Raw genomic sequence first — 20736 nt, forward strand, 5'->3', positions numbered from 1 at the left:
TTTAATTTGCTTTTTTGATGCTATTTTCAATAATTTCTACGAGTTCATCATCAGTAAGAATACGAACCTTTTTTCGAATTTCAGCAAATGCTTCAACCAAATCCTTATTATCAAATTCAGTCAAAATTTGTTTCGATACAGCTTTTGGATTCAAACCAATTACTTTATTATACTCATTGAATTCTTTTCTTTTAAGGTCAGTATCCTTTTTCCCATCCTTACCTCTAACAAGAAGCTTATATACAGGAGAAGTTTTAAAAAACTTATTAAATCCATATCTTATAAAAGAATGAAAGGTACCTGATATTGAAGCATAAGAAGAAACAATATCTTTCGGAATCAATATAACAGGCTTACCTTCATAAGTTGGAAGATCTACAAAATTTAAATTCCAACTTAAATTACTAGAATCAAATGTCTTACCAGCTAACACACGATCCATCTGAATCCCATGTTTCAAACACTGACCTTGAGTAAACTGAATCAACCTTAATTTAATAATACTTGTAACAATATCAGAAATTCGATCAGGACCAATATTTTCAATACCAAAATAAATACTATCAATCTCCATGTTACCTTTTAAAAAAGAACTTCTCAAAAATAATAGATTCTTAAAAATCTCTTTTTTTAGCTCATCCCCTACAGAATTACCCTTAGGTTTATTCTTTGACATCCCTAAATGCGTCGCATTTGTTTCATGTAATCCTTTTAATAAGGTAGCCAAATCTGAATTCTGCCCCCTAGTTAGATAAACAAACATCCCCCTCATAAAAGCATCGATATCTCCTTTCATTGCTAAATACAACGGAGAATTACTCAGCAATATTTTATTGTAATCCAAAAATAACAAATTATCTATACCTAGGTATAAATCTAAAAATTCAACGTTTTGTTGATTGTAGCCTTGCGCATCAAGACCGTAATATTCTATAATCTTTTCCATATTTAAAATTTATTTTTCTATAATTAATTCAAGGGTATTTCCGTCCGTTAGCCCGTATAATATATAGCAAATTAAATTTTAACATATTTTTTAATCGTTAATTCAATTCTATTTGTATTTTTGTTCCCGCGTAAAGAACAAGACACAATTTTCACATTATTTCATAAACCTTTAGGTGACTAGCCTTTTGGATAACAAATAGGCTAAGATTTGTTTTTTTTCATATACTGTCTTTTCTTATTAAATTTAAATAAGAGTACTACAAAAAATATACCAAAAAAACACAAACAAGGTTTTCATTAAATAAAAAAAGCAAAGCAGACAAAATGTCTACTTTGCTTTTTTTATGACATAGTGCCAAACTGTCATAATCTGCCAAATATTGCACTCTCAGACAAACATAAAAAATCGCATTACATCTCTGTAAAGCGATTCTAAAATAGTTCCCAATCTTACTCTAGCTATATTTTTCATCAAGGTAAGTTAATTATATAAACACCAAGAGAAACTTTTCTCAAACAGGCATTGCTTCTAATTCTGGAACATTTTTCCAACGAACATAGAAACTAAGGGGATCTCCAGTAGGTTTTAAAGACCGAATAGTCAAAGTATCGCTAATAGCATTATCTTGATAATCAGCAGTAGATACAAAATACGCAGGGTCAGCATTTAAAAGCGTAAAAGTATTACTATCAGGATTGACAATAAAATACACATCAAAATTTTCTCTCTGCGTGTTCCAAAAGAGCCTAATAAACATATCATCCAAAGAAATTAAGGACTCTACCTGTAATCCGATTTCAGTATCAGGCATCAAATCAGTACCACCAAAATAAGGTTTAAAGTACGGTTCTAAAGTTCCTTCTAAATACCCTCCATATTGAATTTTAAGTCCCCAACGTTCACTATCAACATTTTTTAAACGTATAAATTTTGAATTTTTGGTGATTAACGTTTTAGTATAAACAAATGTAGGTCGAACAAGTCCATATACAGAACCTTTATTACCACTAATATCATCCGAACCACCATCACCAAAGCCTTTAAAAAAGAAAAACTTCTTAGATAATTCAACCAAAAAAGTATTAAAATCAATAGCTTCAATAATCGGAACACACAAATTACAATCAACCTGTACATAGTCCAACACCAAAGGATTTTCGCCAAATGAAGCATTCGATTGAATTTTAAATTTATTTGGTGCTTCAGGAATCCTCAAAAGATTCTGAGCAGGATTAAAAGAAGTGATTAAAGTGTTGTCTAATTTCATCAACAACACATTACCGTTTTTATCTTTTGTAAACTTTACCATTTTGGGGTTGGGGTTTGCAGCACTCATTTTTACTTTTTAGATTTTGAAGCCTTCTTTACTGCTTTCTTTTTAGCAACTTTCTTCTTTACTGGTTTGGCTTTCGTTGTAGCTGCTTTTACTTTTACGATTTTACCGCCTTTAATATATTTAAATCCTTTCTTCAATGTTCCATCAGATTTAAGCCCCGTTCCTTTAATAACACTACTACATACTTTCTTTAACCCTTTTACGGTTGGTTTCTTTTTTACTGCCATGATTGATTGTTTTTTTGATTGATGATTATTAATTGTAGATTTTTAAGCCAAAAATCCCTGGAGAAATGCGCTGCCGGCTTTCAATAAAATCTACTTTTTTTTAATTTACGGTGAATGATAATTTTTTGGTTCTTAGTGGTTCTGCCACTGCTTCGGGTTCGCCCCGTTCTAGTTTCTTATTGAAAATATTGTATTTCAAAGTATCGAGTGGTTTATTTTGGTAACGGTTCTTATCCGCCCAGATGTAATTTTCTCTGTAATCTGCTTTCTTCTCCGTAAAGAGAACTACATCGGCATCAAACTGACTTTTAGAACCGCCACGCATTTTACCGTCTGTGGTTTGTTGAAAAATGACAATGAATAATTTTCCGTCGTACTTCTTTCTTAAATCCTTATCCACTTCAAAGCCTTTGTGCATTTCCTGCATTTTAGAGAAACTATCGATTATGATAATGTCGTTGTTTCGGATGAGTTTATCTAAATCAAAAACGCTTTTAATCTCAGGGGCTTCGATATTTTGCAATGCTTTTGCGTTTAAATACTCTTCGGCTTTGCCGTAATACAAACTACTCTCGGGATGCTCTTCGATACTGGCATGACCGACTTTGTAATTTTGCGCTAAGGCATTCATAAACTGGAAACACATTCTGGTCTTCATTGAACCCTGACCGCCAGTAAGAGAAATTACGATACTTTCTTTTTCTTTATGTTCAATTTCACCTAAGAAATCCGCAATGTCTTTATTCTCAATTTTAAAGTAATCTACTTTGGTAGGCTTGTTTGCCATTTTATAGGCTAGAGAATTTCGGTTTACATTTTCCTTTGCAACTGGGATTATTTCCTTTGCAACAGGCTTTGCAACGATTACCTTTTCTTTGATTGGTTTTACAATGGTTTCTTTGGTAGCAAGTTGTTTCTTTCTTCTTGCTGCTCCACTGAGTCCACCGAACAAATCGGGTTGTTTGATTTTTTGCTTTGCCTTTCTTTTAACAATAGGTTTTACGATTGTCTTTTTAATAGATTCTACTTTCGGACTAGGTTTATCTACTGTCTTTTCTTCTACCTTTTCTTTGTTTTCAGCGCTAGAAGCTTCACGCCCTAAAATATGATTGCTTGCTTTTTGAGCCTGTGCCGATGCTTTTAAGAAAAAACGATTGTCATCGTTTAGTTCATCTATTAAATGATTGTTCCAACTCTTTAAATACTTAGCAGAATTTTCCTTAGTATGGAATAATATTCCTGATTCGCTACAAAGAAATACCGCTCCCAATTCTGCAATTAATTCCTCAAAGGCATAATTTCCGCTACCGCCACCGCTTCTCGTTCCTGTCATATCTCTACTTAATCGATGTGATGCACCTGTGCTGTGTACCGCTTCATGAAAGAATGTAGAATAATAAAAAGCTTCACTGGTGAAAGCTTCGATAGTTGGCATATTTAATTCGTCTGTACTTGGACGGTAATAGGCTCTATCTCCAATATTAGTATATTTGGGCGGGTTCTTAAATCCGTCGATGATTGCCTGAGCTTCTGCTATTGGATTGGTTGTTTTTCTTTCTTTTACAGCAGGAAATTTCAATCCCTCGCAATCATCGGCTCTAAATACATTGTAGTATTTTAAAACTGGGAACTTGGTGAGGTTCTTTTTTAAATCTTCTTTTGTCAATCCATTCGACTTTACAAAATCACTAAATTTTTTATTGTCGTTGGTTTTGAATTTTAACTGTTCGCTATGGTAATCGTGAATTAAAGTGTAATAAATCACACGCCTTGCTTTACTCCCTTTTTTAAGCTTTGCTTTGGCTTCTTCGATTTGATTAAAGGTTAAGAAATATGGCTGTATAAAATCCGCAGGAACTAAATACGGTTGTAGTTTTTCATCGAATTTAATATCAAAATTCAGAATGAAGTTCGCCCCTGTGTATTCCTTTTTAGAAACATAATTCATAACTGAATTACTAGCCCCTGAACCTTTCCACTCTTTTTGCCACGGTAAATGCCCAACTTTATTAATCGTATTGATAATCAAATCCGTGATGTAATTGTAAATTTCATCAGGAGAAACGGCATTTAATCCGTCGTTATGATTCTCAGAAATATATTCCAAAGTTGGTAATAGCATTTCTGCATCCACTCCGTTTAGTCCGTAAGGTTCAATTAGATTATTAATTTCAATCAGGAAAGTATCATCGGCAAAAGCTTGCAATACTTTTATAACACGCTTGGAAACAACGGTATGTTTTTCCTTTTCCGCTTTCATAAGCAAATCTTCCAAGGTTTTTCTTGAAACGATTAAACCGTTAAGGCTATTGAATTCTTGTGCTAATGTCATTTTAAGATATTTTATGTTCCGTACCCAAGATGCTTACAATAACCTCAATTCGAATATCGCTACTATTAAAGTTACTGACATTTAAAGCCCCAAGCACGTTAGTTATGGTGGTTTGCAAATCCATCTGAACGGGTACGTTCGGAATTACGATACTGGAATTGGCTGGGATGTTTATCCCTTTTACATTTACGTTTGCCGTTCCTAATAGCATATTCTTTTTGTCGTAAAATAAAATTCGCTTTAGGGTTACTGCTGTAATCTGTGCGCTAAAATTCTGAGCAGTTGGATTTACTAATTTCAAATCCAGATTAAAAGTAACAAATGGCTTTGCGTCGTTCCACTTTGCATCGAGTTTCTTAAAAGCTACTGGGTATATTTTAACAAACTGAAATTGTTCTATTATCTTTTTCACTCGCTGCTCCAAATAGAAATATCCTGCAACTGCCAGTATTCCCGCTCCAATAACTATTTTATTAACACTCATTTGTTTAATTTTTTAAATAAAGATTCTCGAAATACGATAGCAGATAAAGAGTATTGATGCAAAACCTATCCAAGCAAGTATTTTCACCCAAAGAGGAATGTATTTAATTTGGATATATTTAATTTGTTTATCGCCTTTAAGGTAGATGTATTCTTTATTTGTGGCGGTATTTACGTTTTTAGTCTGTGCTATTTTCTGCCATGCTACAATTTGATTCCTTAGACTGTCGTAATAAATTCCTGTTTCATTATCTCCTGATTTTTTATGACTATTGAGCAATTGTAATACCCGCTGTAATTCTGCTTTAGTAATACTGTCGCATTCGGGTTTAGCCGTTTGAACTTTGGGGAGTTGTATTCTTAAAGTATCGTTTATTGCGCCACTAATAACAGTTGTTTTGATACTGTCTTTTTTACTGGCTATAACCGTTTCGACTGTGTGTATGTTTTCCATTGGTTTAGCTTTGCAACCGTGCAATGCAATACAAATAGCAAAATAAAAGGCTATAAATAAAATTACTTTTAAAAATAGTTTAAACGGATTCTCGGGGTTGGTACTGGTACTCATGATTTCTTTATTTTTAGTTTTAACATGGCTTTTAAACCATCGAAAAAACTGCTGATTAATTCTTCTACTTCACTATGTATTAAGGTGGAGAGTGACCCACCCCAAGCACAAATGACATAAGTAAACATTTTGTTGATGCTCAAATATTGGTCGCAAACAGCATAGACTGAAAACGCAACAAAAAAACTGATGGCTGCTTCGGCTAAAAACCAACTAAGTCTGGGCTTCTTTCCTTTTTGAATGGCTAGGTAGATTTTCATAAAAACTCCTGCCAGTACTACAATCAGAAATAAAAAATAATTCTGATAGTATTTAAGTTCGGTTATGATTGAGGATAGGATTGTGTTTTTCATATTAGTTTTTTTTGGTTAAAAGGTGAAAGCCAATTCCAAGCGTAGCTAGTGACGCTACTAAAATTAGGTAGGGGTTTCGCTTTTTTTTTTAATAACTCCAGATTGATGTTTTGGGTTTTGTAAAATTTAAACTTTGCAATCCTGTCGGCTAGTCCGTTGGTTTTTCCGTTTACTTTTCGGGTTATCTCTGTCATTAAATTAGCATCTGCGAGCGGATTTAATTTCTTGTAGACTGCGAAGAACCAAACGGCACAATCCACGGCAATAGCCGTTTGCAAAAGCAAATCGGGATTGTTTACCACATCATGACCCGAGTACTTTTTGTAATCTAGGTATGTTCCTTTTCCTGTAAGCTGTATAAATCCACGTCCTCGGTAACGCCATCCGTCGCCACTGGCAATATTGCCGTTACCGTTTTTGTTTGCATAACCGATATTGGCAATCATTTGTTGATTTGCTTTGTGCTCGGTTGTTCGTCCGTACTTCTTTGCTTCGGCTAGTGTCAGGCGACTATTAAACGGACTGGTGGACAATAGCCCTTGCGGTGTATAATTCAGGTTTTCCACCATTCGGGTAAAATTGCCTGATTCATGTGATACCTGTGCTAAAAAGTGGGCTATCCTAAGAGGGGTGTTTACCCCATATCGTACAAATGCATTTAAAAAAATGCTGCTGTTATCTAAAATAAAACTCATTATAAAATCACTTTTCTAGGGGTTACTTTTGGTTGTGTCAGGAAATAAACAAGTCCTGTGAGCGCTACTGCTCCGATAATTAGTTTTTCGGTTGTTCCCATTTTAATATCCTTTTACGGCATTGGCGTTTACGAAATAATACACGTCGTTACGATTGATTAAATATTGCCCTCCCATCTTAGAACCAACAAAAACGCCCAGATGCTCCCCATAATCAAAACTGCCACCCATAAAAGGTTTTGTACCATCATTGAAATACGTACCGCTTGCTGTCTTTTTAGCATTGAAAAGACTAACACCGTTCGCATTTGCCATTACTTTCTGTCCTTTTCTTGGTGTAACGAGCGCAGTAGGAGTTTCTTTTGATGTAGTTCTCGAAGGGGTTTTTAAATACGCATTGAGGCTAATTTTTGAAACACCTTTTTTGCTTTGCAAAGCTTTTTGGGTATTTGCTCCAAAATTGCCATCGATAGTAACGTCTAACAGTCGTTGCAGTTCTCGAACTTCAACGCCTTTGATTCCTTTGCCTAATACTTTGTTTTTATTTAAAACTGCTCCTGTTTTTGGTAGGGAATTCGTAGGTTTATCTAGGACTACTGGTGGTGGTTCAGGAATATCGGTTAAAAATTCCTGCTCTTTTTCATTTCGCTTTTTTTTCCAATACAGATAGCCTACAATTCCAATTCCTACGACTCCTGCGCCTATTAATATCTTATCTTCATTTTTCACTTTCATGCTTTCTTTTTTAAATTGTAGATTTTTTTCGAATAGATCCGCAGCTGCAGTTTTTCCTGGCACGCAAAAAAATCTACTTTTGGTTTTATAAATAGATTGGGAATTTCTTTCTGAGCAAATTATAATCGGCATCGTTTAATTCTTCTCTGAGCCATGTTTTAAGTGGTAATTTGACTCCGCCAATTGCATTGTAGCCTAGAATGCGATTGTAATTTTTAAGCCCAAAGGTTTTACTAATTAGTCCAAATTGTGCCTGAGAAACACCAGTTAAGGTTTCAAAAATCTGTGTTTCATCTGTACCGTTGTAACTATTCATTGCATCATACAACAAGGCTACTTTTTGACTGGCAGAAAAAGCAGGAACTAAATTAATATCACCTTCATCGATATACTTTTTATTTCCTCCTAAAACAGATTTTCCGTTTTTATTGGTCTTGGTTAAGAAATACACCCCTAAACCCAAAATCACTACCGATGCAGTTACTATAATTATTTTTTTCTTTGTTGTCATCATTAGAAAAATCCTTTTATTAAAAATCGCAATTTGGCAATATCATCTTCCTTAAACTGGTCTTGCAGCCATTCCACTAAATTCATTTTTACTAGGGTGGTACTTCTGCGTTCTCCAAATTCATTGTACACCCGAATAAATCCGTTGTGATTGAGTCCTGTTAAATTATTCTCGACTGTTTTGTAATTTGCTCCAAATCCTAATAAAGCAGTGTAAATGGCTTCCGCTCTTGCTTTGGCTTGTGTCACATTGATATTACTGGGTTTGTATCGTACATCTTCTTTGATTCGGGTAAATCCTTTGAGTACTTTGTAATATAGAATAGCAACCAAACCACCAACGAGTAAGAATTTAAAGAGCGTGATTCCTGTACTAATTCCTTTTTTTACGTTTTCCTGCGATTCAGCAATTGCCTTTTGTCCTTGTGGGCTTGATAAAACAGTTGCAAGAGCAGCAGGATTCGACAATCCTCTCTTTTTCATGTGCTGTGGTTTTTAGTTAGACAAAAAACCTTTAATCATGGGAAAATTGGTTTTGAGCTGTGTAATGGCTTTAGGGCTTTTCGATAATTCTGCCAGTTTAACAAGTACTTCATTATCAAGTTGTGCCAGTTGTTTTAATGCTGTGGTCGTTGCTTTTACTTCAAAAGGATTGGTCGCCTTTATTTCTATTGCAACACTGGTATTTATGCTTCCCATAATTGGTGTTTTTTTAATAATTGTGCTAATTCACTTGAAAATTCAACATTGGTATTAAGTCCATTTGTAATGCTTTCCAACACACCCACAACCGTATCATCAATGCTTTGCAAAGCCGTTGCAAAGTGTTGTTTCACTTCACTGGAATACATTTCCATCGGTGCTGCAAGTCCTGCAACTGGTGCAGTTCCTTTTACAAAACCAATAAGAGTTGGCAATTGCTGTATGGCTCCTAAAAGCATTTCTTGCGTGCCTTTGCTTTTGTTGGTGTCGTACTTGGATTGCAATTGCTCTTCTCTAATTTCCTCGTACTTCTTTTTGTAATCTTTGTTTTCTGCCTTTAGTGTTTCTACTTCTGTAAAAAGTCTAGAAGCATCGTTTTTGGCTACCATAAGATTCATGATATCTAATGTTCCCAAGCCAAAAGAATTAGAAAACACATCTGCTTGCGGAGCTTTTACTTGCTGTACTGGAATTTGTTGTACTTGCTGTACTTGTGAAGATTGGTTTTGCTTGGAGAAATTAACATCAAAGGATTGTCCATCGATTTTATATGAACTTCCATTTTTACGTTTTAAGGCAAGAGTTAAACGACTATGTCCTTTTGCAAACAAGGATTCGAAAAATTCTTCTGCACTTCCATACTCCGCAATGATTTCAGCATGTGTCTTATTGCGAAACAAAAAGGAATTAGTATCCAAATCAAGGACAGAAACTGCCGAATAAGAATCGGTATTTAATTTGTCTATCAGGTTGTCTAATTCTTGCATCGGATGTATTTTTTGTAAATAATATCTAGTTCTTTTTTGTTCCAAGTGAACTTTGAAAAGTCGCTTCTTTGGGAGTTGTCGATTGTTGCAAAGCGAATGGTTAATTCTACTTTTGAGGTTGTACCATCGGGCGGTACTATCGTCAATCGCTCCTTACTGGCTAATTCAAAATCATTGACAAAGACACTCACAAACCCATTATTGACAACTTGCAGGGTTGTTACATCGTCAATTGTAACTTCTTTGTCTTCTTTAAACTTCAAAAAAACTACTCCCGTGTTTATCGATATAATGTCTTTTATCATTTAATTTTATTTTAGGTGCAACTCTCGGGATTAATTTTATAGATCAGTATCAAATGAAAATAGGTGTCTTTGATAACTGGCTGATTTGTTTTTGCTTTGAAAGTGAATGTTTTGGATTCGGTATTAAAGAATAACGGTTTATAACTATCATCAAATCCTGCACCCTCTCTGCGTTTCCAGTGGTCAATGTGCGTGGGTTTTGAAAAGGAAACACCACTATCGTCATAAATACCATACTGCGCAAAATTGTCGATGTTGGTATGATTGGTATGTAGTTCTGCTCCAAGTATAAAACCAACTTCTAACGCTGTGCTATACAAGACTTCGGTTTCTCCGTTTGGGATTGTTAAATTGATTACTTTTTCTCTTACTGCCATGTTGTTGTTGATTAAAAAAAAGCCGTAACTACTTACGGTTTACGGCTTTTGTTATGATTGATAAACCTTGTATTATCGTTTTGCTTGGTGTACTCTGAATTCGAAACGAACGTTAGAATCCGCTGCTGCTGAAACAGAAACTCCTTTTGGATATTCAATTTCAATTTCAAACTCCAAGTTGGAACGAATTAAAGGCGAAGTAGAAATGCTTCTGTAAAAAGCTGTTGTATCTCCTATCAAATCCGTAATTGGCATATCTATTAAGGAATTACCATCTTGTTTGATTCTCAATTCTGCATTCAAAAAGGCAGCATCAAACAATTTGTTTGAATTGATGTTGGTAGAATCCCAAGTTTCATTTTTAAGGTTGGCACTTGCATTTGAACCTCTCAGCACTCTAATGCCATCAATGATGTAATCACGACCCGCATTTAATTTGTTCCCGTCAATATTGGTAATACCGACTTCACGTTTGGTATTTACATCGACAATTCCAACTGTACCCGCTTGCCCTTTGATAGCAACACTCAAATACAAAGTTTTGTCTGTTAATTCTACCTGACCTATTCTTGGAACTGCTCCGTTTCTTTTAGCCTTAATTGTCGCTACCGCTGACGCTAATTCTGATTTTCTGCTCATTGTAATTGTTTTTTGATTGATGATTGATAATTTGGACAAAGCCTATGAAAAACTTTGTTTTTATTTTGTTGGTTACTCTTTATTGATAAAGCTCTTGGTACAAATCTTCTTCCTCTGCTCCGTTTAAACCGTGTTCTTCTTCTCCGTAAACATCTGCTTCCGCTCCGTGCAATCCTTCTTCATCGGTGTACACTTCGTCAAATGCTCCATTTAATCCATCGTCTTGGAAAATATTTCCTGCTTCGTCGATGAACGTACCGCTTAAACCTTGCTCGTCGTATTCATACACATGACCATCGCCACCCATGAACTGACCGTTTAAACCACTTTCATCACAAGGACAAGCTAAACCAAATGCGCCTTTAGCGAACATTGCTCCTTTTCCAGTTCCAGTAAATTTTGAACTCAGGCTTTTTTCTGATACTTTTTTCACCGCTAATAAGGCTTGCACTACTGCACTTCCTATTAATGCTCCTCGGAGCAAATTGTCTTTTGTGCTTGTGCCACTAACTTTTGTTGCTCCAAATGCGGATGCACCTGCAATAACAATGTTCATGATTGGGCTTTCTGATTGAGGTAATAATGTACTCGCTCCATTTGATAGCATACCGCCAACAATTCCTCCTCCAATGACTACTACTTCTTTATTCATTTGTGATTAGTTTTAATTATTTACTCTTTTTTGTGGCTAGATAAATTCCTCCACCCAGAACCACTGCACCCAAAACATACAAAAGTGTATTGTTCTTAGGCTTTTCTACTGCTGCCGTCATTTGCATTGTTGGTTCTGCAATAGCTCCTTTTGATGTAGATGCTGTTTTTACAGGTGTTAGTTCGCCTACTGGCTGACTATCGTTGAGTACACTTTCTACCGATTCGTTGTAAGTGCTGCTCTCGTTTTGTGTGCTTCCTGTATCAGAGGGCATTGCTGTAAAGGTTGCAGGGGTGATGGTGCTTACCGCTTCGATTTGTGGTCGTGCTCGGTTTTGAACAGCACTTACTACCTTTCTACCTAGTGTGGTTCTTGAAAGTGATACACCTTTTCTAACTGCTTTGGATTTTGCTATTCTGCTCACCAGTTTACCACCTTTAGAACTTAAAAGCTTGGAAGCGATACCGCCGCCAACTGGGATAAATCCTGCGGCAATGGGAGCAATAAATTTGGTTGCTTTAACGGCATTTTTTAAACTGACACTTCTAAGCCTGATTTTTTTCATCCATTTAGGCTTGCCTAATCCTGTTTCGTCTTCATTAATAATTATCATACTTCATTGTTTAATTAGTTTTCTTTAAAAATAAAACTCCTAAGAATGCACCTATTCCTAACAAGACAGGTAGGTTCGTGCTTTTCTTTGCAACGATTGGTATTTTCTTTGCAAAGCCTTTGCGGTTTCCTTTGGGAGCGTTTAGCCCGAAGTGGGGTAAATTGACTTCTGTGTCGTGTGCCATAGTGTGAATGGGTTCTCGGTTAGTACTGGTTGTGCCATCGATAATAAAGTAACCTTGTTTTATATCGCCTGTTTCTTGATTCAGTGGTACAATTACATATACATGAGTAAATAAATCTGGGCGAAAACTCGGTTGTTTGATTTGTCGGATATAATGCCTTATTCCCATATTAGCCAGTAAACAGCTTGCGAAAATGGAGTACGTTTTGCAATCGACTCCTTCAGCACGTTGTTTGAACGTACAGGCAGGACTTCGTAGCATTTGTTCCATTCCATCGGCTTTATACTGGATATGGTTGTATAAAAACCAATAAATCCTATCGCACGTTTCTTTCAATGAACTTTGTTGCAACCCCTTTGCAACTTCCTTTGTCTGATGGTTATACTTGATAACCATTTGCTTTATCATTCTCACGGTATCAAAAGTATTACCGTTGCCGAGGTTAGTCTTATCACAGCTTACCTCTGGAAACAACGGTTCGTACTCCTGACCGCCTAAGATGTTCCTTTGTAACAAGTTATCAATATCCATTTATTTCATTTTCGTTCTTGTATTAGGTTGTTAGGCTTTTCGTTTACAAATATTAGAATGATATAATGATGCGATTAAGGATTTAGTAGGGTGGTGGGAGGTTTTGTACTTTTAAGAAGCTTTGCAAAGGTTTTGCAATGGCATTACAAAAAAATACCCGCTTCTGAAAAGGAGCGGGTAGATTAGATTTTTAAATTATTAACTCGTATGATGATTCTTAATAAATAATTATATATTAGCAGATGTAAAATGCAAACATCTTATTTTTTAGCTAGACAAAACTCTAAATATTTTAAATTAAGTTAGCAGCAATCTCATAACGCTATATCGATATAAACTCTAATAACAAATAAACATGGTAAGTTTAGGTGAACACAGTATTGAATCTTATGCACACATTATAAATGCAGATAAAACAGTTCTAAAATTAAATTCTTCCATTGAGAAATTTGGTTATTCTTTTATCTGGGTTGATGCTACCGAGTTTGAAAATAATTTTTCTGACATTGTTAGTATTCCTAAAAGCGAAGAACGTTTACTTACCATAATAATTGGTAGAGAGCAACATGGGATATCTCACGAGTTACACAATGCGCTTGTTCATAATGCAACTTTTGGACAAATGTTTATGCATATGGAATATCCAGGAATTATTCTACTCAAGAAAATCGATAAATTTGAAATAAAAAACTCCACTGATGATTTTTTAGTGGAACAAAAAGAATTTTTAAGTTTTTATACTTTTGTTTCAGACTTATTACTACAACTAAGATTATACAAAATTGGTGAAGTTCGTTGTTCGCAGTTTTTCCATATAACATCAATAACAAGAGAAATTTCATTAAGAAAAACAGAGCTTTCCAGTGGCTCACATGGAGACTTTACTATATCCGACGAAGAAGCAGAAAAATTATCAATTTCTTTAAAAAATAAATATGTGTCAAATTCTCTAACAGAATTAGCTACTAAAAATTTTAGTATTGTTTACGACATTCCTGATGGAAGAATTAGATTTATAACACTAATGACCTGTTTAGAAAGCTTGTTTAACCTAGGAAAAGACCAAATAGCTCACACAATAGCAAGGCATCTATCGATTATACTTTCGAAAAATAAAGAAGAGTTCAAAGAAAATTACATCAGAATTAAAAAGTTATACAACATGAGAAATAATATTGTTCATGGAGGAGAATATAAAGGTGACTTGATAACAGATTATCTTGACTTATCTGAAAAAGTTAGAAGAGCAATTAATTTTTGTAATAAACCTGATATGACAAAAGAGCAATTGTTTGAAAATTTGAATGCTACTGGATTTTAAATTATTTTAGAACTATATAGATATAGTCTGCGAATCTAATAAGATTAATTAAAAGTGACAAAGACATAATTTTGATTTTTTTAAATTATTACAAGGAAGAGGAATGATAATGGAAAAAGTAAAAAATAAGTACGAAGTTATATTAGGATTTGTAACACTAGTAATATCACTAAGTGCATTTAAACAAGAACTTGCTGAAATTAGATTAAACTTAGGTTATATTACAATTACTTTAGCTGATTATTTTTTGTATTCAGTTTATGGGCTGTGCGTTTGTCTTTATTTATATATTTTAGAGAAAGTTGCCAGTGAAACCAAAATCGGTTCTTGGAAAATATTCAATATTTTAATCTGGGGAGCATTTATTATATTTACTTCAATTTTACTACTACCTTTTTTATTGATTATCAATATCGCATGTGCTAAAGCATATACATTGTATTATAAAGAAATTTCTGAGACAGGAAAAGCAATTCTTGGTAGTGTAGGAATACTGTCCTATCTATTTCAATTTTTAATAGTCCTCAGAATTGGAAATAGTATATTTAAGTCGAAAAAAGAATTAAGAGAAGAAATTATTTTAGATGAAGAAATTATAGAATTAGAAAAGGCAACAAAATATCTAGAAACAGAATTCTATTCTCATTCTATTTTAGAATCTTATAAAGCATTGGAATCTCATTTATTTAGAAAACTAATTGAGAAAAACCCAAGATTTAATAAAAATAATTTATCGTCAAGCTTAATAAAAAGTTTACAATATGGTTTAATAAGTAAAGAAGATTTTGTGAAAATTAATGACCTAAAAAAAATGAGAAATCTTTCAGTTCACAGTGATTTCAAGCATACAAAAGAAGATGCTGAAAAAGCTTTAAAATTAGTAGTTGATGTATTAAAAAAATAGATTTGTTTACTATAACTCTTTTTAGGACAGTGTCAAAAAAAATAGATATGAATAATGTTTTTTTTACTTTTCACACATTTTTACCCTAATAGTATCTTTTTCAAAAACCAAACCCACATCACCTTGTATAGTTTTTTTAATTTCCTCGGGCGTCCATCGACGTCTATTCTTGTTAGGGCTATTCGCAAAAAGGACCGTTAGTATTTTAAATGAAAATATATTATTATTCTCTGTAAATTGTCTACCAATCTCAAACGGTTCTAAATGAACAAAATCACTATATTGTTTGTCTAAATTATACAGAACAATATCATTTAATTTTCCTGATTTTATTTTTTTAGATATTATAGTATCTTCAATTCTAATTTTAAAATTTACAGTTGGCGAGCCTAATGAATGTTTATCTTCATGATACCAAATTTGATTAACACAAATGATCGGTTTAATTGTCTCTACTGTCCTATTATTACAAGAAGTAACCAACAACAATAGAATAATCAACTTTGTTATAAGGTTATATTTTTTCCAGCTTTCCATCCTTTGAAATTTTTATATTGTTCATTATCTCCTTTTGCTTTTATGTAATCTGATTCATATTTCATTTTCAAATTCATCATTGTTACCATTGCGTTTCTAAAACCAATAGAGACATGTTTCCAGTTTTTATCAACAAATGCCTGATGTCTATATGCGACATCTTCAAAGTATTCATCATCATAAAATTTCACACCTAATCTTCTTAATTCTTCTAAGTGCTTATACTCATGAGCACAAACGCTCATAATATCATACCCTGTGTCAAAATTTAATCCTATATGCCCATAAACTATCCTAATATCCGCTTCTTTATCTTTCAAGTATTCAGAATCTGAGGTGACTCCTCCAAATTTAGTAACAGCATATCCAGTGTTAGATGGGTCATTTGTCGCATCAGTAATGGTTTGATACTTCAACTCGTTTAAGCTGTAGCCTGCCTCAGTATAATAATGGTTGTAAACGTTTTCAGCAACATTAATTCTTGTTTGAAGTGATAAATCAGTTATTATAGTCCCGTATTTTGTTCCTGCTCTTAAATTTACAATATTTCCAGTCCCTGTAAAAGAAACTTGTTTATCAAAAAAACCGTCAGGAATGTTACTCATAGAATATGTATTCCTTAAAGAATCACGACCAATAATATAAATTTTTTTTTGACTGTTTGCTGTTGAACCTAAATATTTTCCTTGGATGTCAAAATAATCTCCTTCAGCACTCGAGGTAATTCTTCCTACTTGTTTTTCTATTTTTTCTGGTTTTTTAAATCTTGGTTCTCCAAGTATTACATTGCCCATATTATTATCTTGTAATTGTACTTTCTTATTCGAAAGTAATGTTAGTTTTTTGGTTTGCAATAATTTCAACTTTCTAAGCAGTTTCTACAAACTTTTGAGAAATACCATATATGTAATTCTAGGTAAAAATTCATAGCATTGGTTTATTAGGCTATATAACCTAAAATTTTACTATTACACTTACTGTAAAAATAATCCTGTAAAACTAAAACTTGTCATCTATCTAAACAATACCAACTTTTAATGATTTTATAAAAAATATACTACAACAAAATACAGCTATCTATTCCCTTTAACCGAATCAGATTTTAAAAAAAATATTACCCTATAACTATAAAAAAGCAATCTCAGAATTAATCTCAGATTGCTTTTTTTGTTAGTGTTTATTTTCTAAAAAGTTATTTTGACTGAAAATCGATTTTAAGGCGGTTTCTTATCATGAATGTGTATTTATCTTTCCCGCCATCTAATATCTTATTAAAAAGCTTTATTTTCATTTCATCATCATTTAGATACGTAGAAAGCTTGTTTGCAGAGGTTAATTTTGTGTTTCTGAGTAAGTTTTCTTTCGGATTCTCTAATACACGGATAATAAAGTTACGATTAATTAAAGCATTGGTCGGGTTGTCAGATTTCTTTGCTGTTGATTTCATAATTGTTTTTCTATTGATAATATCACATATCCTTCTTGCAATCCTAGAGTAGTATCCTCCAAAACATTCGTTATCGTTCTTTCATACTTCCAGTTTGAAGAGCTTTCCCATTCTAATACCGTAAATCGGATAGTGTCGCCAACTTTAAAATCTCTATCATTTTTTCTTAGTTCCCAATTCTTTTTACCAATGAAATGAAGTTGTGCAAACTCGTAATTAATTTTTAAATCATGTACCATAACTATAGATTTATCAGTTGTTTTTCTAAAGCCATTTTCTTTGCAAAAGATTCTCTGTATTCCTGCAATTTGATTTTTAATTCTTCTGAAAGAATAAACCCATCAGGCACTCCATTTCTATCGATGAAAATAATAGCTTCAAAAGTTGATATGTTTTTGGCAAATAATCGTGTTCCAACATTTATACATTTTCTCGTTTCCGAGATTATTTCGTTTATTTCATTTCGGATATAATCGGCTGTAAATTGGCTTATAAAAAGTTCTTGTAATTGCGCTTTGTTTCTAATGTAGTTAAGAGTTTTAAGGTTCATAAAATGAAAATTTGAGGTTAGTTACTTAGCTGCTTTTATTTTTGGGTTTTCAAGTAATTACTTAATTCATGTATTTTTTTGGATGCTGATTTAAAAAAATCAATCTTTAAATCCAGCTCATCAATTTTATCTTTTTTTAGTTGAATAATTCTTTTTAATCTTTCTATTTCTTGTTTTTGTTCTAAATAACTATTGAGCGAAAAAAACAGAATTTCGGGAACTGTTTTAATATTTTGCTCCTTTGCAACTTTTTCTAGTTGCTTTTGTTGAGTAGCAGTAAAACTTCTTATATAGGTACTTTTCTTTATCATGTTGTTGAATTGTAGATTTTTTTTAAATAGATCCGCAGCTGCAGTTTTTCCAGGCTCGCTTAAAAGTCTACTTTTTATAAATTTATTAGTTGCTCGTAAATCTCATTGTAATACTTTCTAACAATAAATTTCTCATACTCATTTCGGGCTTCATAATCATTGCAGCATTGGAGCAAAATAGCAGCTTCATATATTTTTAACTTGAAATTAGAAATAGGTTTACATTGATTTTCAATTTTCATTCTAAACCGAAAAAACAAATTAGTAGTAACATCAACCGTCAACATATTATTAAAATACACATCATTGTATTTAATAGTTTGCATCACTCTTAATTTCTTAATCCTATATTGTGCAACTACACTTTGAAAGATTTGAAAATTTTCCACCTCGATTTTTTTGAGTGTAATAGATTTCATAATTTCTTACTTGCTATTAAATTCCCATTTTCATAAAACTGAATCACATTTGTAATTTTTGCTAATGTGTGTTTTTCAAATCTTCTTAGCATACTTGTTACAATTGATTGGGTGTTACGCTTATTTTGGTTTATTGGCGACCACCAAACCGCATTCTTTTCTTTTGTTTTAGTAAGGATTACCATTTTAATTTTTGATTGTTCTGGGGCAAATACTGGCATAGCTATAATTGGTTAAGTTAAAATTCACTAAAATCATATTGTGCAAAATCATTATCTATATTGATTATATTTTCATTCAATTTCAACGATTTCTTTTCAATCATTTGGGGCAATTTTTCTAAGTATTCTTTCGGCAAATTCTTTTCGACAAAATCAAATAATTGTGGCATTGTAATTTTATTTTTGAAGAACCGATTTACTTCATTTTCACATTTCTTAGCATGGTTCATTGTCGTTTTACGCCTTGCCGCATTGGCTTCCTGTTTCTTCTTTAAAGCTTCATATTTTGATTTATTTTGTAGATGTTCTCCCCATTTGGCTTTGGTATATTCAAACCCTACTTCTTTTGAAGTTTTTCGGGTCATATCAAAATAATCGAATGGAAACAAAGGCGGAAACTCGTTTTTAGCAAACCATTTTCTAGCCCATTCAGCACGCCAACGCATTTGTTTAATATCTTCGACAATTCCTGCTTTATTAAAAGATTCCCCCGTAAATGCAATCCATTTATTTTGCATGTACAATGAAATTGCTTTTTTCCATGAACCAGTAAAAGGAGTTGTATTTTTATAAATCTTTGCAATTCCCTTGAAAAAGTCTTGTATTACCAGTTCTCTAAAATCTTCTTTGAGCATAGTTCCAGAATAAGCTTCTTTAAACAGGTAACGTATATCAATCGGTTTGTAGTTATTATATTCTTGATTAGCAAGATTTACCGCTAACTCTTGCGGGTGAATTATCAGGTTTTGAAGTTTTTCAGACAAAGTATTTAAAACTTTAACACTCGCAGCCCCCACCCCCTCAGTTGAATTTTGCAGTTTGCTGGCTGGTGTTCTTGTAAAAAACAAATAAGAAGGCGTGACCGAAGGGAACTCCTTATCAGATTGAGAAATGTTCTTAACATTCTCTTTCATTTGAGATTCATTTAAATCTGTTCTAGTATTCTCATTGTTATCAGGTAAAACTTTCTCATTTTCAGGGTTAACATATTGATTTTCAGCAGTAGTTAACTTTGAAGTTTTGAGGTCTAAAACTGTCAAAATTTCGCTATTTATGTGCACTTCAACGGGTCTATTTTGCCCCGAAAAATGATAATCAACAAATACCCCACATTCTTCTAAACGTTGTCTATGGTTACGCACAGTCTTTTTACAGAGGTCTAAACTTGTGACTCCGTTACGTTGCAATGCGGTTACTAAAAATGAGTTGATTCTGAATTCTTCAATAGGTCTAATTGCTGTAACACGTAACTTCATATACTGCTCGTTACGTTTCATCAATTGCGAATTATATAAATGCAATAAATTTTGGAATACTAGTTCTGTAGCGTATTTTACAGTTTGAATTTTCTTTTTCTCAATAATCAAACCGTAGTCCTTCATAAAAGCATCAGCCTGCACATTATATTCTCTAGGTTTAAGCATTTTACTTTTATGCAAAAAAACCTTTGCAAATTCTCTCTGTATATCGTTTAAATGATTTTCAGACAAGAATTTTTGAACTTCTTTATTATGTTTTTCTGTTAATTCGTTTTCAGCAGTAGTTTTGAAATTATAGACCGCAATGTACTTTCGATAATTATCCATTGTAATACTGAATGCTTCCATGCTAATTGCAGGATAAACAGCCATAATACGATTTTCTGTTTGCAAAGCTGTTGCAGCGTTTGTTGCAATGGTTTCCTGAATTATAGTTTTTTCAGCAGTGTTACCAAATCCAAAAAGATTGGATGCTAAGGAAAATACTCTACTGTCTAAATTTTGTTTGCTCATAAGTACTTCTTTCTAATAACCTTTCGGCATCGGACGTAATACGCCCGAATGCGTCTAGGAATTTTCAGCATTTGCTGGAGGTATTTTTATGCTTTACTTTTTTTCTTGAATTGTGTAGCAAGTAACTTTTCTGTAACACTTTCTATTGTCCAGTTATCAAGCGCACTTGGTTTTTTAGCTTTTCTCGGTAATGGCTTTCCAAACTCTTTATCAATGCACAAGGCTAATTCTTTCAGTTCCTCAGAGGAAAGAAAGATTTTAGCATTGTTGAATATTGATAATACCTTTGGATTCAT

General features: G+C 33.3%; 31 protein-coding genes. 2 read left to right on the plus strand and 29 right to left on the minus strand.

The window, feature by feature from the left end:
* Window position 1 precedes the first annotated feature (1 nt).
* From OA93_RS06255 to OA93_RS06345, 19 genes are all read right to left on the minus strand, one after another.
* Window positions 2-946 (minus strand): hypothetical protein, encoded by a 945-nt coding sequence (locus tag OA93_RS06255; RefSeq protein WP_039112282.1) that lies wholly within the window; start codon window positions 944-946, stop codon window positions 2-4.
* Between the two features lie 514 nt (window positions 947-1460).
* Window positions 1461-2285, minus strand: coding sequence for a hypothetical protein (locus OA93_RS06260; RefSeq protein ID WP_039112283.1), 825 nt, complete (start codon window positions 2283-2285; stop codon window positions 1461-1463).
* A 2-nt stretch (window positions 2286-2287) separates the two neighbouring features.
* Window positions 2288-2512 (minus strand): hypothetical protein, encoded by a 225-nt coding sequence (locus OA93_RS06265; RefSeq protein WP_039112284.1) that lies wholly within the window; start codon window positions 2510-2512, stop codon window positions 2288-2290.
* 100 nt (window positions 2513-2612) lie between these two features.
* The gene (locus OA93_RS06270) at window positions 2613-4844 is read right to left on the minus strand and encodes a zincin-like metallopeptidase domain-containing protein (protein ID WP_039112285.1); all 2232 of its coding nucleotides are present in this window, start codon (window positions 4842-4844) and stop codon (window positions 2613-2615) included.
* Window position 4845: 1 nt separating this feature from the next.
* Window positions 4846-5328, minus strand: coding sequence for a hypothetical protein (locus OA93_RS06275; RefSeq protein WP_039112286.1), 483 nt, complete (start codon window positions 5326-5328; stop codon window positions 4846-4848).
* Window positions 5329-5340: 12 nt separating this feature from the next.
* Entirely contained in the window at window positions 5341-5895 is a 555-nt protein-coding gene (locus OA93_RS06280) for a hypothetical protein (protein ID WP_039112287.1), read from the minus strand.
* The gene (locus OA93_RS06285) at window positions 5892-6248 is read right to left on the minus strand and encodes a hypothetical protein (RefSeq protein ID WP_039112288.1); all 357 of its coding nucleotides are present in this window, start codon (window positions 6246-6248) and stop codon (window positions 5892-5894) included. The genes OA93_RS06280 and OA93_RS06285 overlap by 4 nt, the downstream gene beginning before the upstream one ends.
* Window positions 6245-6943: a glycoside hydrolase family 19 protein gene (locus tag OA93_RS06290; protein ID WP_052259395.1), complete on the minus strand. Its 699-nt coding sequence runs from the start codon at window positions 6941-6943 to the stop codon at window positions 6245-6247. Before OA93_RS06290 ends, OA93_RS06285 begins: the two co-directional genes overlap by 4 nt.
* 102 nt (window positions 6944-7045) lie before the next feature.
* Window positions 7046-7678 carry a hypothetical protein gene (locus tag OA93_RS06295; protein WP_131474460.1) on the minus strand — a complete coding sequence of 211 codons (633 nt, stop codon included), beginning with the start codon at window positions 7676-7678 and terminating at the stop codon, window positions 7046-7048.
* Window positions 7679-7763: 85 nt separating this feature from the next.
* A complete protein-coding gene (locus tag OA93_RS06300) occupies window positions 7764-8192 on the minus strand; it encodes a hypothetical protein (protein WP_131474461.1) in 429 nt (142 codons plus the stop codon).
* The gene (locus OA93_RS06305) at window positions 8192-8671 is read right to left on the minus strand and encodes a hypothetical protein (RefSeq protein ID WP_039112291.1); all 480 of its coding nucleotides are present in this window, start codon (window positions 8669-8671) and stop codon (window positions 8192-8194) included. The genes OA93_RS06300 and OA93_RS06305 overlap by 1 nt, the downstream gene beginning before the upstream one ends.
* A 12-nt stretch (window positions 8672-8683) precedes the next feature.
* Window positions 8684-8887: a hypothetical protein gene (locus tag OA93_RS06310; protein ID WP_039112292.1), complete on the minus strand. Its 204-nt coding sequence runs from the start codon at window positions 8885-8887 to the stop codon at window positions 8684-8686.
* Window positions 8875-9657 carry a hypothetical protein gene (locus OA93_RS06315; RefSeq protein ID WP_039112293.1) on the minus strand — a complete coding sequence of 261 codons (783 nt, stop codon included), beginning with the start codon at window positions 9655-9657 and terminating at the stop codon, window positions 8875-8877. The genes OA93_RS06310 and OA93_RS06315 overlap by 13 nt, the downstream gene beginning before the upstream one ends.
* Window positions 9645-9962 carry a hypothetical protein gene (locus OA93_RS06320; RefSeq protein ID WP_039112294.1) on the minus strand — a complete coding sequence of 106 codons (318 nt, stop codon included), beginning with the start codon at window positions 9960-9962 and terminating at the stop codon, window positions 9645-9647. Before OA93_RS06320 ends, OA93_RS06315 begins: the two co-directional genes overlap by 13 nt.
* Window positions 9963-9973: 11 nt before the next feature.
* Window positions 9974-10339: a hypothetical protein gene (locus tag OA93_RS06325; protein ID WP_039112295.1), complete on the minus strand. Its 366-nt coding sequence runs from the start codon at window positions 10337-10339 to the stop codon at window positions 9974-9976.
* A 72-nt stretch (window positions 10340-10411) separates the two neighbouring features.
* A complete protein-coding gene (locus OA93_RS06330) occupies window positions 10412-10978 on the minus strand; it encodes a hypothetical protein (RefSeq protein ID WP_039112296.1) in 567 nt (188 codons plus the stop codon).
* Window positions 10979-11057: 79 nt separating this feature from the next.
* A complete protein-coding gene (locus tag OA93_RS06335; protein WP_039112297.1) occupies window positions 11058-11630 on the minus strand; it encodes a hypothetical protein in 573 nt (190 codons plus the stop codon).
* Between the two features lie 16 nt (window positions 11631-11646).
* Window positions 11647-12243 (minus strand): hypothetical protein, encoded by a 597-nt coding sequence (locus tag OA93_RS06340; protein ID WP_039112298.1) that lies wholly within the window; start codon window positions 12241-12243, stop codon window positions 11647-11649.
* Between the two features lie 10 nt (window positions 12244-12253).
* Window positions 12254-12823 (minus strand): transglutaminase-like domain-containing protein, encoded by a 570-nt coding sequence (locus OA93_RS06345; RefSeq protein ID WP_131474462.1) that lies wholly within the window; start codon window positions 12821-12823, stop codon window positions 12254-12256.
* A 490-nt stretch (window positions 12824-13313) separates the two neighbouring features.
* Here OA93_RS06345 and OA93_RS06350 point away from each other — a divergent pair, with 490 nt between their 5' ends.
* Together OA93_RS06350 and OA93_RS06355 are read left to right on the plus strand one after the other, a co-directional pair.
* Window positions 13314-14279 carry a HEPN domain-containing protein gene (locus OA93_RS06350; RefSeq protein ID WP_039112300.1) on the plus strand — a complete coding sequence of 322 codons (966 nt, stop codon included), beginning with the start codon at window positions 13314-13316 and terminating at the stop codon, window positions 14277-14279.
* Between the two features lie 103 nt (window positions 14280-14382).
* Entirely contained in the window at window positions 14383-15183 is an 801-nt protein-coding gene (locus tag OA93_RS06355) for a HEPN domain-containing protein (RefSeq protein ID WP_082001784.1), read from the plus strand.
* A gap of 63 nt (window positions 15184-15246) precedes the next feature.
* On the opposite strand, the gene OA93_RS06360 is transcribed toward OA93_RS06355, so the two are convergent.
* From OA93_RS06360 to OA93_RS06405, 10 genes are all read right to left on the minus strand, one after another.
* Entirely contained in the window at window positions 15247-15720 is a 474-nt protein-coding gene (locus tag OA93_RS06360; RefSeq protein WP_039112302.1) for a hypothetical protein, read from the minus strand.
* Window positions 15690-16583 (minus strand): hypothetical protein, encoded by an 894-nt coding sequence (locus tag OA93_RS06365; protein WP_039112303.1) that lies wholly within the window; start codon window positions 16581-16583, stop codon window positions 15690-15692. The genes OA93_RS06360 and OA93_RS06365 overlap by 31 nt, the downstream gene beginning before the upstream one ends.
* Before the next feature lie 329 nt (window positions 16584-16912).
* The gene (locus OA93_RS06370) at window positions 16913-17167 is read right to left on the minus strand and encodes a hypothetical protein (RefSeq protein ID WP_039112304.1); all 255 of its coding nucleotides are present in this window, start codon (window positions 17165-17167) and stop codon (window positions 16913-16915) included.
* Complete coding sequence (locus tag OA93_RS06375) at window positions 17164-17406, minus strand: DUF3850 domain-containing protein (protein ID WP_039112305.1); 243 nt, start codon at window positions 17404-17406, stop codon at window positions 17164-17166. The genes OA93_RS06370 and OA93_RS06375 overlap by 4 nt, the downstream gene beginning before the upstream one ends.
* A 2-nt stretch (window positions 17407-17408) precedes the next feature.
* Window positions 17409-17717, minus strand: coding sequence for a hypothetical protein (locus OA93_RS06380; RefSeq protein ID WP_039112306.1), 309 nt, complete (start codon window positions 17715-17717; stop codon window positions 17409-17411).
* Between the two features lie 35 nt (window positions 17718-17752).
* Complete coding sequence (locus OA93_RS06385) at window positions 17753-18028, minus strand: hypothetical protein (protein ID WP_039112307.1); 276 nt, start codon at window positions 18026-18028, stop codon at window positions 17753-17755.
* Window positions 18029-18102: 74 nt separating this feature from the next.
* Entirely contained in the window at window positions 18103-18417 is a 315-nt protein-coding gene (locus OA93_RS06390) for a hypothetical protein (protein WP_131474463.1), read from the minus strand.
* 26 nt (window positions 18418-18443) lie between these two features.
* The gene (locus tag OA93_RS06395; RefSeq protein WP_039112309.1) at window positions 18444-18668 is read right to left on the minus strand and encodes a hypothetical protein; all 225 of its coding nucleotides are present in this window, start codon (window positions 18666-18668) and stop codon (window positions 18444-18446) included.
* Window positions 18669-18685: 17 nt separating this feature from the next.
* A complete protein-coding gene (locus tag OA93_RS06400; protein WP_039112310.1) occupies window positions 18686-20440 on the minus strand; it encodes a hypothetical protein in 1755 nt (584 codons plus the stop codon).
* A gap of 86 nt (window positions 20441-20526) precedes the next feature.
* Window positions 20527-20736 carry a hypothetical protein gene (locus OA93_RS06405; protein ID WP_039112311.1) on the minus strand — a complete coding sequence of 70 codons (210 nt, stop codon included), beginning with the start codon at window positions 20734-20736 and terminating at the stop codon, window positions 20527-20529.

Source organism: Flavobacterium sp. KMS, assembly GCF_000813005.1.
In the GTDB taxonomy this organism is placed as follows: domain Bacteria; phylum Bacteroidota; class Bacteroidia; order Flavobacteriales; family Flavobacteriaceae; genus Flavobacterium.